This is a genomic window from Paenibacillus wuxiensis (genome assembly GCF_040195695.1).
Classification (GTDB): domain Bacteria; phylum Bacillota; class Bacilli; order Paenibacillales; family Paenibacillaceae; genus Paenibacillus_B; species Paenibacillus_B suaedae.
In genome coordinates this window covers 578,626-593,466 of record NZ_JBEFZI010000004.1, presented here as the reverse complement: position 1 = coordinate 593,466, position 14,841 = coordinate 578,626, and the positions used below count along the sequence as shown (strand labels likewise).

Here is a 14,841-nt window from a genome sequence, read left to right as displayed (position 1 = left end):
AGATGAAATCTCTCCTCTTCCTTGGTCTCCCTCGTTCTGTTTCTCCCATACTCGTTCACATAAATATCGTCCTTCGCTAAGTTGCTGTCATAAATTCTCCGCAGCGCAAAATCCATGCCGTTCGGTCCAGGCATCACCATATCCGTTACTTCCACGCGCAAGGAGCCGTCTACAGGCGAGATATGGTCGCTAAAGGATCCAACGGAGTAAGGCGCTTGATCCAGCCGAATCGGACGGTTGCGGAGCGCTACATCATCGTATGACCCATTTCTGGAAAAGGTCATGGAACGTTTTGTCCGCAATCCATACACTTGATCCGTCACCGACGGTTTCCCTTGACCGTATACCTGTTCCGTTACGCTTGCTTGGTACACAGCCTCCGATACACTTTTCATTTTTTCCTGATGCTCAATTAATGGATCTGGAGCGGGCTTCGGATAAGTGCTATTCATGAATTGTTCATAGTCTCTTCCTTGCCGCTTGGCTTTTAGTCCTTGATAGATTTGATGAAGTTCGTAGCCTTTGAACAGCTCCTCCGTTACCCAATCCCTTGTTACTCCGAAGGTTTCCGTTAGGGAAGAAATCGTAATGAGCTCGTCCGGGTCAAAATCCGTGTACGTCGCTTGCGTCTCATATACACTGGAGGTTACCGACGGATGATTTTCCGTGTTTGGAATGCCGTTCGATAACCTATCTACTGCTGATGTCAATGGTATGTTGGTGAACAATAAAGCAAATACGAGAATGATTGACAACCATTTTTTCAAAATGTATCTCTCCTTATCAATTTCTAATTCATTCGTATCAATCGAGTATTAGTCACATATACTTTTCCTTTTCCATTCGTGCCTGTTTCACTTAGGTGAAAATGTACCCGAACAAGTGCCGCATTAGGAGGAGGAGTAAATTGTCCCTGCAATCTTGTCCAGTCCATAGATGTATTCACATGGGCAGGTGTATCTGATCCAACTAGCTTATAATTTGGATCAAAATAATGTAGAGCAAATGATAACGACGAATGGTTAAGTTCTTCTATCTTTACATCTGCTGAGAGCTCATAACGAGCCCCCGGAACAATAGGTATATCCTGATAGAAATTAATTCCTCCACCAGGCATCTTTCTAGCATCAATCATTTGAGAAGATTGCCCCGGCCTCGGCCCTTCATCTGCGCGATATACGTTTCCTTCGCTTCCTTCTGATTTCCATACCGACCAGCCAGCTGCATTCGATTCTCTTGCATGAATATCTTGAAATGACGAATTATAAAACAGATCAGTCGCAGTGCCTTGAATCATCTTCAGCGCATCTAAATAGATAGTTCCGTAGCCATTACTGGAAGATTCCTGCAAGTGAAAATGAATCCTCGCAATCGCTGCACCTGTTGGTGGCGTTAATTCCCCGGTAAATGTAAACCAACTAGACGGGGTTCCATATGTAAAAGAGGTCTCTGCACCAACCAAATTGTAATTAGGATCAAAATAATGAATAGCTACGTAGAAGCCCGCGTTGTTCATTCGCTCGATTAGCAATCTACCACTCACACTATATTTTTGGTTCGGGACAACTCGAACATCTTGATAAATATTCATAGAACCAAGTGAAATTTTCTGAGCATCGATTTTTTGAGCGTATTGTCCTGAAGATACCGAACTCTGCGTTACACTATAAGTTCCAACGGCTCCTTCGGACTTCCAGTATCTCCAGCCAGATGCAACTTCCCCATTTTCGAGTGCCTCAAAGTCCCCGTTAATGAATAAATTATGATCTACCATTTTTCTTACAACGTTTCCATTTTTATCATATATAAACTTCATATGCTTCCCGCTGGATTCATTTACGGAATCCAACTGATTAGAAGTGTTATACATATGTTGTTGTGAGTATAGAGCTTTGGCACTACATGGAGACATCAATATACAAACGCCTAGCACATAAAAAAGCGAGTATATGATTTTACTCCTCATGAATTCACCTCCCTATCTCATATCGTTAATACACGTAGATTAAATTCGAATTGATGGCTGGCGTTTTGTACATTTCACTTTCGATCTCAACAGGTTGTAATGCCCGATTCCAGACTTTCAACTCTGCTATATTTCCGTGAAATTGATAGTGGGTATCATTATTCCATCCCGAGAAGTAAGCACTATCTGCAACATTTCTATTAGAGGCAGTCCCTATCTTCGCAAGAGTTTGTCGAACGCCATTGATATACAACTCATTTTTGTATATATCTCCATTCGTGAATATTGCAGATACGTGAACCCACTTATTTACTAGTGGATCAGATGAGGCTCCATACAAATCTCCATTGCCTGTATTGAAGCCAAATAATCGATCATTAAAGTACAAGTCGTAAGAACTATTCGCCCAGCTAAATGGCATTTCGATTTGGTTCCCGTCCCACTTCATCCAAAATTGAACGGTTGTCTGTGCACCTTGGGTCGAATCCACTTGAATTCCTGATAATTTCATTTGTTGGAATCCATTGAATTTCAATGATTGAACTGGTTCATCTCTTAGCTTCCACTCTCCAATCAAATCAGCTAATGCTACAGGATTTTTCGAAAACACACTACTAGAAATTTCGGTTTGAGATAGCTCCCGTTTCCAGATTTTAAGATCTGAGATTTGGCCTTTGAAGCGGTAATCTTCACTCTTTACCCAACCTGAAATATTCGCAGAATCCGACACCGATTTAATCAGTGATTGGCTGCCGTAGTGTTGCAACGTTTGCTTTGTTCCATTTACATAGATTTCACTTTTTGTAATGTCCCCGTTGTGAAAAATTGCTGTAACTTGAACCCACTTATTTGCGATACTTTCGGCTGGAAATCCAAATATGTCCCCGTTCTCCGTATTGAAACCAAACACATTACTATTAAGCCAAAGTGTATACCCAGAATGCCAGCTAAATGGCATCATATTGTCTTGACCTGTCCAGTACATCCAAAATTGCACGGTTGTCTCCGCATTATCAGCGCTGCTAACTCCCTTGGCATTGATTGCAACTTTTTCTTTTCCTGTAAACGTCTTTTTCTCGGTGGGAATATAGCCACTTTCTGCAACATTTACAGCAGATTTTCGAATCAAGTTCCCATTTGCGTCATATTCATAAATGACATTGTTCCCTGCATAACTCGTACCCGCTGACAGCATTGTTACAAGAAATAGTAGTAGTGATGATAGTATCTTTTTCATATGATTCCTTCCTCTTTCTAATCTTATTATTAAGTACTGCGTATACGATTACCGTTTTGATCGAAATCATATATAAAATTACTTATGAGTACTCAATCTATTACCTGAACATGCACCCATGCTACTGCCATCATATTCCCGTATTGATCAACCGTATAGACATGCGTTATGTATGTACCTGATTCATTATTATGCTTGCCGAAAGGAATTCGGATTTTCCATACACCCGGTTTTACTTTTTCTCCTTTAATCCATGGACTTTCAAGATCATCTTGTCCATTGTGATCCGTCCATGTTGGAAATCTGACTTCATTGATGCTATTAGGAACTCCTTCTACAAAAATTTCATATGAACCATCGCTTTTCTTCACCTCTTGCGGAGCTCTAAGTTGAACGTTGTTACCGCGAACCGTAACGATAAAACCATCTACGAACTTCCCATCCGCATAGATATGGGTAATATAGCTGCCAGCCTCCTGATTATGCTCACTATAAAGTACGGTTGCTTTCCATACCCCATTCGCTACTTTGCTTCCCTCAATCCACTTCAAATCGTCTTGATCATTATGCGCTGTCCATGTTGGGAACTGAACCCTCTGAGCATTATGATCCAAGCCGTAAATAGTAATATCGTAGGACACACTTGATAGATCCGCCTCGATCGGATACTGAGTTCCGCCCGTCACATTCACCTCTGCTCCGCCAAGCATCATGTTGTTTCCGTATTTGTCAAAGCTATAAATATGTGTGATATACTTTCCTGTCTCATAATTATGCTTCTTGAATGGAATCGTTATTTTCCATGTGCCGTTCCCTTGGTTGACTCCTCTAATCCAAGGTTGCTCCAGATCGTCTTGGCCATTTGCCTCTGTCCAAGTTGGAAACCTAACTTCATTCACATTTTCACCTACGCCATCTATGTAAATATCGTAGGACTCGTCCTTCAGTGATGCTTTTTGTGGACTGTGCACTTTCACGTTCATGCCCACATTAACAATTGTCGATGCAACCATACGATCCCCATCATAAATATGAGTATTATAAGAGCCTGTTTCCATACCGTGATTTTTGAAAAATACAGTCGCCTTCCATACTCCATCTGACACTTTCGTTCCCTTGATCCACTCAGTATCATCCTGGCCATTATGCTCTGTCCAAGTAGGGAAATAGATCTGTTCAGCGTTATTTCGTATCCCTCTTATATAGATCTCATAGGAATGAGCCGATAAATTGATTGTCGGTTGTATCGACAGGTCTACTTTTTTCCGATTCGTTTGGTTTCCGTTAGAATCATAAATGTAAGACATATAAGTTCCGTCTGATAGAAAAGCAGCGATCAATTTCCCGTCAGTATCATATATGTAATCGTTCTTCTTAGTATCAGTGGACAAATTAATAAACACAAGCTGTGATTCCTGTTTCCCTTCTTGCGCAAGCGCTTTCTCACCTCTAAAAATGTTTGCCCCAACCATAAGAACAAACATTATGGTGATGCAGAAGAGTAGTTTCTTGGAGTCCTTCACATATACCCCTACCTTATCTTTGATATATTCTATATTTACTATATCTACTGACCTACACAGTTTTACAGACATTAATTTACAAAATTATTAATTAGCGGGTATTATTTTGGAGTATTTTGCAACATCGTGTTTCTTTTTATCACCACTTGGAAGCGTTTCTATGTATACTATGCTCATATATTCATTATTATTGGAGGTTCAAAGTGAATGAAAAAACTGTTTTGCGTATTTCTTTTCCTGTTTGGATGGGCTCCTGTGACTATCACTTCAGCTTTTTCTGCAGGACTGACAGATTATGAATATGATGCAAATAACAAATTAGTGAAAACAACTTCTAACGAAACCCATACGAAATATGAGTACGATAAGAATGGAAATATGATCGGCAAGAAAATAGTGAAAAATGCTGTATCGATTCCTAAGAATCTAGTACGCAACCCTTATTTCAAGGAAACGATGGAAAACGGCGAGGCGAAAGATTGGAGAACAGAAACTTGGGGTGCAGCAAGCAGCAGCTTCTCTATTGTAAAGTTCGAAAATAAAAATTTACAAAAAATAACTGGTGAGGGTATCGTCAACAACGGTATTGTTGCCGTTAGTCAGATCATCGATGTCGCCGCAGACAGAGAATTTGTTACAAATGCTACATTAAACGTAGAACAGTTAAATCAAGCGAAGGTTCAATTGTACATAGATTTCATTAGTGCTGACGGAAGCTATGTTGGAGCCAACGTCACGGAATGGGATCAGCTTACAAATGGTGGATTCATCACTCTGACGAATCATGGCCGAGTTCCAGCATCAGCCAAGAAAGCAATCGTGTACGCCTTGCTGCGTGCAACAAATGATCAGGGTTCAGGAATCATCAATGTAGATTCCATCCGTTTTGCATATAGCTCCGATCACAATCAAGTATCTAATCCTTCATTCCATTCTAATCTTGGCTCTGAGATAGCAGATGATTGGAGAAAGACGGTATGGAGTACAGGCAAATCCCTTTTTGAAACCGCTCGATTTGAGAACAACCCTGTCCAGAAGATTTCTGCATCAGAAATGGGAGTCAATGACATGGTTGCCGTTAGTCAAACGATAAAAGCAGAAAAAAATCGAGACTTTACGATTAGCGGATTATTTCAAGTTGAGCAATTGAAAGGCAGCAAGGTTCAATTATATTTGGACTTTAAAGATGATAAAGACCAATTTATAGGCGCCAATATTACTGAGTATGAATACCCAACACATGGACAATTTATCGTTCTTTCCAATTCAGGGACAACCCCTGCAAATGCAGAGAAGGTAGTCGTTTATGCAATCATACGAAGTTTGACAAATCAGTCATCCGGCAGCATTTATGTCGACTCCATTCACTTCCAATACTCAAGTGAACGAAATTTATTATCAAATCCTGAATTTATGATCTTTCCCGATCAAGATGAAGTCGGCGATGCTTGGAATAGAGGATCATGGCTAGTTGAGAGTAACAATTTTCAAATTAAGCGTATGAATCAACAACATGTTCAAAGTATTGTAGGTTCCGGGATTCAAGCGACCGGTATACTGAGCATTATTCAAAATGTAAAGGTTGATCCAGCGAGGAGTTTTGAAGTAAGTGGAGCTATTCATATAAAACAATTGGAACGCGCTAAAGTTCAATTATATATCGATTTTATGGATGTTAATAACCAATTTATCGGGGCAAACATTACAGAACAATCTCAGCCAACTACAGATTTTGTAACGTTGCGAAATAACGGGCAAGTCCCTCAAGGAGCTGTACGTGCTCTTGTATACGTAATTATAAGAGGAGTCGATAATCAAGCTTCTGGCAGTATAGACATTAAAAAGCTAGTATTTAAATATAACTAGCGATATTCTTTATTTAAATTAAGAGAAGTCCAGCCTAAATGGTCGGACTTCTCTTTTGAATTTACTCTATCCACTTTTTAATTAGATTTCCCATCGTTTTCGAACAAACACTTTATTTTTTGGATATTTTTATATCGTTCTATTGAAATCTCTCCACCATGTCGAACCCCCAACATTAAATAATAATCACTATGCGAGCCTGTAGTAAACGTTCATTTGGTGAGGAAATGCTGCCTAGCGCTGAATATTTCCCTGTTATTACTGTAGCTGAATCGTTGGTTATCCTTCCAATACTTCTATATCCCGCAACAAAGTCAGAAGCTAAAAAAGTCCCGCTTTCAAACAAGAAAAAAGGCATAGCATAAGTACAATGCAATGCCTTAGCGTTCATTTGGACGCAGTATTTTTTTAACCATTATTTTCATGTCCATTATAGATTACATTTTTCCTCAACGTAAGTACCATTGCATTTTTTATAAATAAACCTGTCGATAACTACACCAGTTCCCTCAGCCAATAAGACAAGAACTCCCGAATACGCTCATCTCTCTCAGACTGCAGCACTCGCCGGAACATCCAGCGCACCCGTTCTCTTACCGTCCGATCCCGCTTCGCACACATTCCTAGAAGATCGATACAGTGCAGCCGCTCAGCCGCTCTTCCATGCTCCAGCAGGTGGGCATATACAACAGTGCCGCGGGCAACTTCCCGCATGCAAGCATCTGCCAGACGCGGATTTCCGTACTCCAACTCAAGATCTGCCGGCTCGCCGGACGCAATGAGAACAAGCAACTCCAGCATGTAAGGGCGTGCCGTATCCGTCGTATTCTGAATCATGCTTAGCAAGCAAATGGCCGTCGGTACAGCCACCTCGTACAGGGCGCCCTGCACAACCACAATTGCTTCTATCGCTACACTTGCCAGTTCCGCTTCTGCTGTTGTCGAAGCATCCTTCAATTGAAGGAGAGCCTCAGGCAGCCGTTCCGCTGCTTCTGCCCCCCGATATGTCGTCCAAGGTATGCGAATGATATCCCATGTCATCGTTCAGCCCTCCTTCATGGATGCCATCTCACCTATGATTAACATATTAGAGCTGCTCCCGAATCAGAAGCATATCTGCGTAATCGAAGGATGCCCCTAAGCGGTAACAGATGCCATATGGCACTTCACACACTCCACGCATGAGAATTTAATACTCCCGTGAGTAAACCATCATTATATCTGTGCGCAAGTGCAAGTTGCCGCCGACTCTCGAATATATTTAGTTGCATAAACACGAATCGATTCATGCGCATCGATCAATCACACATGGAGGCGAAGGCCATGAACGTCATGAGAGCTTTGGGGTATGAGGAAACCGATCGTCTGCTCATCATTAATGCCGACGACTTCGGTATGTGTCATGCAACGAACATGGGGATTATGCAGTTGCTTGAAGAGGGATCGATTTGCTCCACCTCCATCATGATGCCATGCGGCTGGGCCAAGGAAGCAGCGAAGTGGAGCGCCGCTCATCCAGAGCTGGACATCGGGGTACACCTCACCTTCACGAGCGAGTGGGAAGGGTATAAATGGTCGGCGATGAACCGTTCACGAGACATCTCCACCCTGCTCACCGAGGAGGGCTACTTCCCTGAGGATTGTCTAACCGTCGAGCATCTCGCCGATCCTGAGCAAATTCGCTGTGAAATGATTAGTCAAATTGAAGCGGCAAGACGCAGCGGCATTAATATTACGCATGCGGATAACCACATGGGCAGCTTGTACGGTCTCGCGTCGGGACAGGATTTCCTTGACGTGGTATTTGATGTATGTGCAGCGTATGGACTGCCGTTCCGCTTGCCAAGACGTATTGGCGGCATGAAGCTGAGTCCAGAACTCGAGAAGATGGCGAAGAAGCGGATCGATCTGGCAGATGCCAAAGGGGTTGTCATTCTGGATACACTGCTCGGGCTCCCTTATGAACGGATTCCAGGAGAGACTTATGCTCAGGTCAAAGCCAAGGCGGAAGCACTCCTACGCGGTCTTCTTCCCGGTATTACCGAGATGTACCTCCATCCCTCCATCGTATCTGATGAATTAAAGGCCATTACTCCGCATTGGGAGAAGCGCGGCATGGAATGGAGATTATTCCGCGATCCTGACATCAGGCGCATCATTGCAGAAGAAGGTATTCAGCTTATACGCTGGCGGGATTTGAGGGATGTACAGCGCGGTCAACTCCCACCGCTTATGTAGGAAAAAGAAGGAGGGTCATACAATGAGCATTGCGATATCCCCTGCACGCAAAGCTGCCTTCGCTTCAGGAAATATATCTGCCAACTTATTGGCCCAAATGTTCGCAGCCTATATTGTCTATTATTACGTTGACATCCTTGGCGTCCGTCCAGGACTCATCGGCATTGCGATGGTGATCCACGGACTCGTTGGCGCCATTCTCAATCCGTTGTTCGGCTATATGTCCGATCGGTTTCGTACGAGGTGGGGCCGGCGCATTCCCTACATGGCATTTGGAACGATACCGCTTGCGGCTGTATTTACACTCATCTGGTTCCCTCTTGCTTCCGGTAACGGGCTGTTCTGGTACTTCCTTGTGCTCGTGCTGCTGTACGATATTCTGTATGTACTCGTCATTCTCAATTATTCAGCGTTGTTCCCGGAAATGTTCGTTACGATGAAGGAGCGAGCATCTGCCTCTTCGTGGAAGCAAATGTTCGGCATACTGGGGATGATTGGAGGGGTAGCAGCACCGCCGCTAGTCTATACCGAATACGGGTGGGGGGCTATGGGGCTTACCTTCGGAATCATATCCGCTATATTTCTGGCAGTGATGATCTGGGGCTCGAAGGAGAATGAGCAGGCATCTGCTCGCTCAATCGGGTTATGGAAAGCTATTGTGTATACGTTCTCTAACCGTTCTTTTGTCGCCTATGTACTGGGCGGTTTCTTCGTGCAATTGACCTTTGCTCTTCTGACCGCGGCGATTCCGTTCTTCACCAAATATGCACTGCACGCAAATGAAAGCGCCAACACAATTATGCTTGGGCTGGTCTTCGTTACTGCGATCCCGTTCGTGTACGTATGGGCGCATTGGACGAAACGCTACGGACCGCGCAAAACGATGATTGCTGCCATCGTATGCTATATGTTTGCCTTAGCTCCACTTCTGTTCGTCTCATCGGAACTCGGTGCCTATATAGCAGGCGCATTAATCGGGTTCAGCCTTGCTGGACTTATCATCCTACTCGACATTCTCCTCTCTGAGGTCATTGACGAGGACGAGCGCACGACAGGGGCACGACGCGAAGGTATGTATTTCGGGATGAATGGATTTATTATTCGGTTCGGCGTCTCCCTGCAAGCCATTATTATGAGCACCGTACTCGAATCCAGCGGCTATGTTGCCAATAGCGCGCAGCAGCCTGACGCAGCCATATTGGGGATTAGACTGATGCTGGCAGGCATCCCAATCGTTGCACTCGTATTCGCCATCATTTGCTTTGTTATCTATCCGATTCGCAGCTCGCCGCAAAGGAATGGATCTTAGCAATTTACACTTTAGACTCTTAGCTTTGCCTTTCGCACTCAGTAATTAGTAATTAGTAATTAGTAATTAGCTATTAGCACTTTGCTCTTGCTCTTACCTTGCCGATAGTTCTCCCTGGTGTTTCCTTACCGAATCAACCGCCGAAACGCTTCGTCAGCTTGTCCATATGGGCTTGTGCAATCTCACTCAAGTCGATGTCATACTTCTCCGACAGCACAATGACATTCGCCAGCACATCACCGAGCTCTTCCACCAGTTCTTGACGCAGTTCATCGCGGCTGCGCTCCCCTTCATCTGGACGGTCACGGCCAATTTCCAGCGCCCGAACAACACGTGCAACCTCTCCCACTTCCTCCATAAGGAAGCCGACGCGAATAAAGGAATTATATTGCGACCATTCCCGCTTCTGATAAAATTGCTGCACCCACTGTTGAAATGGTTTCATCTCCATTGTAAATTAACTTCCTTTCCTAACCAATGATGTCTATACTTAATGAAGTATACCAGATGAGGAGGCATTACTCGTGAAAAGATTATGTGTGTATTCCGGATCCAACTTGGGGACGCACCCCAACTTCGCCTCTAGCGCGCAAGCTCTAGGCCGTGTACTTGCTGAGAAGAACATTGAACTTGTATACGGTGGCTCCAAAGTCGGTCTCATGGGCGAAGTAGCCAATGAAGTGCTGCGCCTTGGCGGCAGAGTAACAGGCGTTATGCCGCGCGGATTGTTCCGAGGTGAAGTTGTACATACCAACTTGACTGAGCTCATTGAAGTAAAAGATATGCATGAACGCAAAAAAACAATGATCGATCTGTCTGACGGATTTATCTCGCTGCCAGGCGGATTCGGAACATTTGAAGAGCTGTTCGAGGTCATTAGCTGGGCACAAATCGGCATTCATCAGAAGCCAATTGGCGTACTGAATGTGGAAGGCTATTTCACACCTATGCTGGAAATGGTTCGGCACTCCATCCAAGCAGGATTTGTTAAGCAAGAGCATGAATTGCTCATCCTTGCTTCTGCTGACCCTGCAGAGCTCGTTGAGAAGCTGCTTCAATATACACCGCCGGTATTCGGCAACAAATGGAGCCAGCTGGATTCTGAATCCGATAAATAGCTTCTGACTTTTCAACCTTGTCTAACATGATATACGCGAAAAATAGGTAACGCATCAACTCGTACAACTCATCATCCATGTTCATCTGTGGAAGCTCCAACGCGAGCTCCTCCACAGATCGGATGTGGTTCCCCCGTTTTCTTCCTGATGCATGCTCGAAGTTACTGTATCCGCCTATCCGCCCAATCACTCCAACCTAACTTTCATTATTTTTATTTCTCTATTTTTACTCATTTCTTCTAACTTCTAACTTTCTAACTTCCTCCTTTCCCATCTAAATTTCATTCCTACCTGCTTATTTCAATGACATCTTCATCTTGGGAACTCCATTCATTTGCGTTATACTCAGGTAAGAGTGTAAAAACACGGTTTTCGGTTGGTAGTCCGAACGTTCCGGCATGCAAATGATCGGGATCAGTAACCTTCCCCCCTTGGGATGTCCCTCACTCTTTATGACAAAGGGGGAATAGAGTGTGAAGTTAACCGTATTTTTTGAAGGACCGTTCTGGATAGGTGTCGTGGAAAACACGGAGCATGGAAGACTGAAGGCTTGTCGCCACGTATTTGGCTCGGAGCCGAAGGACATTGAAGTGCTTAAATTCGTGGATTCACTCATGATGCCCCTCATAGAACGGGTTACGCAAGGATCTGAGGACGCCCAAGAACCGCTGCGCCGCATCAATCCGAAGCGGCTGGCCAGACGTGTCGCAATGGAAATGAAGCAGCGCGGCATATCGACGCAATCCCAGGAAGCACTGCGTCTTGACTACGAGAGCAGAAAGAAGGAGCGCGTATGCCGCTCTCGGGAAGAACGCGAAGCCTTGCAGGAGAAAAAACGGAGCATTCGCATTCACAAGCGGAAAGAAAAGCATAGAGGCAGATAATCTGCTGCTATGACGCAATCGCCCCGCTCAGCACTACTGTGCCGGGGCGATTGTTGTTCATGAACGCAACGTGTCAGAAGAAAATAAAATTGATGAGGGAGGACTCCGGTTCTCCTTTTTTTCGTGAAATTCGCAAAAAATCTTTCTTGCTACGATGAGAAGTTGCAAGTGATAGGCTCGTCTATATCTATGAACAGACAACGACGAAGGAGGAGAGCCATGGGCTGCACCGAGTCAGACAAAGACATCATCGAGCAAATTCTTGCAGGCAGGACTTATACGCGATTCTAGTCAACAAGTACAAGCAGCGAATGTACGGCCTGCTACGAGGGATGGGAGCGACTCATGAAGATGCCCAGGATATTGCGCAGGAGGCCTTTATTAAGGCATACGCAAGCTGGCGGATCATGATCGAAGCAGAAGCTTCGCGTCATGGTTATATACCATTGTTGTTCGTACCTATCAGGATCGATTCAAACGCAAGCAGCTTGCAGTGGTCTAATGGGAACAAGAAAAACCAACCTACTTTTTCGTTCAATATCTTCAAGCATAAAAAAAATCGGGTCAGGCATACACCGTGTCGTATCGCATGGTGTTGCCTAACCCGATTTTACATTTCCGATTACAATATATGTTCATTTATTCATTATTTATATACAACGTAATGCAACAGCGAGAAGCCAGCCGCATCCTCGTTCAGTACCTCTTCATCTTATACTTACGAGATAAACCGAACCGAAATCTGCTTACATCTCATTCCTTCCGATTAGGCATGTTGTTTTGCGGGGCGACGCTCCAGCTGAATTCTCAGCTCATCCAACTGTGTCAACAGCTGCTGCGAGATCTCATTCATTCGCCGATAGGATGCTGTCGCTGCATCGCGGTTGCCATTATCCATCTGACGAGCAGCTTCACCTGCCAAGCGATGAAGCATCTCATGCTGCCCCACCATATCCTTGAACAGCGGAAGATGGGTCACTGGCGAATCGCTTCGCTGCTGCTCTGTTGCAATCCATTTGCCAAGCCGGCATTGATGGAAGTCCTCCATGACAGCAGGATCACTCTCATCGAAGCCGAGGAGCCGATTATACGTGCACCATTTCCATAGTAGATGATCGGTCTTCATAATTCGAATCCATTGTGCATCATCGATATGACGGAACCATCCAAGCGATTGCTTGCGCAATGTCTCAACCGATTGGCTTGTTGTATAGAGATGCTGACCGGTAGCCTTGGCCATAGACATCATTTCTTCTGTATTCTTCACAATGCCGGTCATGCTGGCAGTAATTTCTTGTGTAGCATCCGCTTGTTGTTCGACAATGGAAGCGATCGCATCCTCCGAAGAACCTACCTCTTCGACCGACTGCATCATACGATCCAACTGCTCGAAAGCGCTTTTATTTTTATGATGCTGGATATCCATTTGCTCCGACATGTCCCGAGTCCGCGCTTGCACCGCTGTAGCCATGCCTTGAATGCTCTCAATGACATCATACACATCATGAACGGCCTGCTTCGTTTGATCAGACAGTTTGCGAACTTCCCCAGCCACGACAGCGAAGCCGCGTCCCTCTTCCCCAGCACGTGCTGCTTCGATCGAAGCGTTCAACGCGAGCAGTTGCGTCTCTCCAGCGACCGTATCGATTAACTGCACGACGTCCGTTAACTTCTGCATGGAACGCTGTAATTGGTCATAGCGAGTGCGTGTATCTAAGAACAAATCATTCATCTTCTCGAAGCCTTCGATCGTCTCTTCAACAATCTTCCGATTCTCCTGAAGCGCCGCAATCATATTCACCGTATTCGTAGCAGAATCTGCCGTCTGCACGGACACCTCTTCGATGGAAGCTGTCAATTGCTCGGTAGCAGCCTGAATGTCCAAAACATCTTGAAGGGATCGCTCAGCAGCGATCAACAGTGTGTGCAGTCCATCAGACTGAATTAACATTTCCATAATGTCGCTATTGTTGTCCATCAGGCGATATTCCGTTGCAGACTGATAGGATTCCAATACAATTTGGGCATCCAGCATCACAATCCGGTGAAGCGCCATTAAGATCGCAGATGCATCATTTGAACGGAAATCATTCACGATGATGGGAACCAAGTACTCATATACGCGCAAGAACGAGGCAATGAACCATTCCGGCTCTAATTGTATGCGGCTGTGCACCTGCCCAATTCGCTCTCTCATTCGCACGTATTCTGCATCAAATGCAACCTGAGGGATCGATTGCAAATAGGCGATAAACGTTCCCTTGAGCCTTGCCCTAGTACTGTGCTGATCAATCATTCGCTTCATTTCTGGCAATCCGAACAGTAAATCATAGTGGCGGTCTGTGATCGCTTCTGCGTACTTTTCCATGTAGGGAGCCAAACGACGCAGACATTCGGCATCTTTCGATGTGATTTGTAAGAAATTCATCTTTGTTCGTAGGGAATCCAATACAACATTATCGGATTCGGTTATCGAGTGAGGTAACATCGGTTTTCGGAGAATCACCGAATTCATCCCTTTCTCTCTCTAGTGGTTGTTGATGTTTCCATAATTAATAGAATGCATATCCCCCTAAGTAATAGTACCATATCATTGATCATGACAAAACTGTAAGCTAACGTAAGTCAAATCAATAGATATGCTCCCTATAAATCTACTACAATGGAGTTAACATACAATTATGAACAACCTTACCTATT

11 protein-coding genes and 2 pseudogenes are annotated in these 14,841 nt (G+C 44.4%); 6 read left to right on the top strand and 7 right to left on the bottom strand.

The features are described 5' to 3' along the window. The 4 genes and pseudogenes from ABN764_RS11670 to ABN764_RS11655 all read right to left on the bottom strand — a co-directional run. Positions 1-767 (bottom strand): annotated as a pseudogene (locus ABN764_RS11670) (polymorphic toxin-type HINT domain-containing protein); the annotation flags it as partial. A gap of 23 nt (positions 768-790) precedes the next feature. After that, complete coding sequence (locus ABN764_RS11665; protein WP_446671958.1) at positions 791-1,816, bottom strand: carbohydrate binding domain-containing protein; 1,026 nt, start codon at positions 1,814-1,816, stop codon at positions 791-793. Positions 1,817-1,991: 175 nt separating this feature from the next. Continuing rightward, positions 1,992-3,203, bottom strand: a complete 1,212-nt coding sequence (locus tag ABN764_RS11660) for a LamG domain-containing protein (RefSeq protein ID WP_446671957.1) — start codon at positions 3,201-3,203, stop codon at positions 1,992-1,994. Between the two features lie 92 nt (positions 3,204-3,295). Next, positions 3,296-4,726 carry a GBS Bsp-like repeat-containing protein gene (locus ABN764_RS11655; protein WP_446671956.1) on the bottom strand — a complete coding sequence of 477 codons (1,431 nt, stop codon included), beginning with the start codon at positions 4,724-4,726 and terminating at the stop codon, positions 3,296-3,298. A gap of 207 nt (positions 4,727-4,933) precedes the next feature. Between ABN764_RS11655 and ABN764_RS11650 the strand changes: the two genes are divergently transcribed. Continuing rightward, the gene (locus ABN764_RS11650) at positions 4,934-6,592 is read left to right on the top strand and encodes a hypothetical protein (RefSeq protein ID WP_446671955.1); all 1,659 of its coding nucleotides are present in this window, start codon (positions 4,934-4,936) and stop codon (positions 6,590-6,592) included. Positions 6,593-7,087: 495 nt separating this feature from the next. On the opposite strand, the gene ABN764_RS11645 is transcribed toward ABN764_RS11650, so the two are convergent. Continuing rightward, positions 7,088-7,633: a hypothetical protein gene (locus tag ABN764_RS11645; RefSeq protein WP_174808553.1), complete on the bottom strand. Its 546-nt coding sequence runs from the start codon at positions 7,631-7,633 to the stop codon at positions 7,088-7,090. Positions 7,634-7,915: 282 nt separating this feature from the next. On the opposite strand from ABN764_RS11645, the gene ABN764_RS11640 reads away from it, so the two are divergent. Both ABN764_RS11640 and ABN764_RS11635 read left to right on the top strand, forming a co-directional pair. Next, complete coding sequence (locus tag ABN764_RS11640) at positions 7,916-8,830, top strand: polysaccharide deacetylase family protein (protein WP_446671954.1); 915 nt, start codon at positions 7,916-7,918, stop codon at positions 8,828-8,830. Between the two features lie 22 nt (positions 8,831-8,852). Continuing rightward, positions 8,853-10,139 carry an MFS transporter gene (locus tag ABN764_RS11635; RefSeq protein WP_446671953.1) on the top strand — a complete coding sequence of 429 codons (1,287 nt, stop codon included), beginning with the start codon at positions 8,853-8,855 and terminating at the stop codon, positions 10,137-10,139. Positions 10,140-10,272: 133 nt separating this feature from the next. On the opposite strand, the gene ABN764_RS11630 is transcribed toward ABN764_RS11635, so the two are convergent. Then, positions 10,273-10,590, bottom strand: a complete 318-nt coding sequence (locus tag ABN764_RS11630) for a MazG nucleotide pyrophosphohydrolase domain-containing protein (protein WP_021257581.1) — start codon at positions 10,588-10,590, stop codon at positions 10,273-10,275. 73 nt (positions 10,591-10,663) lie between these two features. On the opposite strand from ABN764_RS11630, the gene ABN764_RS11625 reads away from it, so the two are divergent. From ABN764_RS11625 to ABN764_RS11615, 3 genes and pseudogenes are all read left to right on the top strand, one after another. Then, complete coding sequence (locus ABN764_RS11625; protein ID WP_021257582.1) at positions 10,664-11,257, top strand: LOG family protein; 594 nt, start codon at positions 10,664-10,666, stop codon at positions 11,255-11,257. Between the two features lie 473 nt (positions 11,258-11,730). Beyond that, positions 11,731-12,141 carry a YjdF family protein gene (locus ABN764_RS11620; RefSeq protein ID WP_446671952.1) on the top strand — a complete coding sequence of 137 codons (411 nt, stop codon included), beginning with the start codon at positions 11,731-11,733 and terminating at the stop codon, positions 12,139-12,141. A gap of 185 nt (positions 12,142-12,326) precedes the next feature. Further along, a pseudogene (locus tag ABN764_RS11615) lies at positions 12,327-12,643 on the top strand (sigma factor). Positions 12,644-12,907: 264 nt separating this feature from the next. Here the strand turns inward: ABN764_RS11615 and ABN764_RS11610 are convergent. Continuing rightward, on the bottom strand, positions 12,908-14,629 hold the full coding sequence (locus ABN764_RS11610) for a protoglobin domain-containing protein (RefSeq protein ID WP_446671985.1): 1,722 nt from the start codon (positions 14,627-14,629) through the stop codon (positions 12,908-12,910). Between the last annotated feature and the right edge of the window lie 212 nt (positions 14,630-14,841).

What these genes read in the sequence shown, in the direction of transcription:
- ABN764_RS11665 (WP_446671958.1), bottom strand. Translation starts at nt 1,816, where the DNA reads ATGAAGTTTATATATGATAAAAATGGAAACGTTGTAAGAAAAATGGTA.
- ABN764_RS11660 (WP_446671957.1), bottom strand. Translation starts at nt 3,203, where the DNA reads ATGAAAAAGATACTATCATCACTACTACTATTTCTTGTAACAATGCTG.
- ABN764_RS11650 (WP_446671955.1), top strand. Translation starts at nt 4,934, where the DNA reads ATGAAAAAACTGTTTTGCGTATTTCTTTTCCTGTTTGGATGGGCTCCT.
- ABN764_RS11645 (WP_174808553.1), bottom strand. Translation starts at nt 7,633, where the DNA reads ATGACATGGGATATCATTCGCATACCTTGGACGACATATCGGGGGGCA.
- ABN764_RS11640 (WP_446671954.1), top strand. Translation starts at nt 7,916, where the DNA reads ATGAACGTCATGAGAGCTTTGGGGTATGAGGAAACCGATCGTCTGCTC.
- ABN764_RS11635 (WP_446671953.1), top strand. Translation starts at nt 8,853, where the DNA reads ATGAGCATTGCGATATCCCCTGCACGCAAAGCTGCCTTCGCTTCAGGA.
- ABN764_RS11630 (WP_021257581.1), bottom strand. Translation starts at nt 10,590, where the DNA reads ATGGAGATGAAACCATTTCAACAGTGGGTGCAGCAATTTTATCAGAAG.
- ABN764_RS11610 (WP_446671985.1), bottom strand. Translation starts at nt 14,629, where the DNA reads ATGTTACCTCACTCGATAACCGAATCCGATAATGTTGTATTGGATTCC.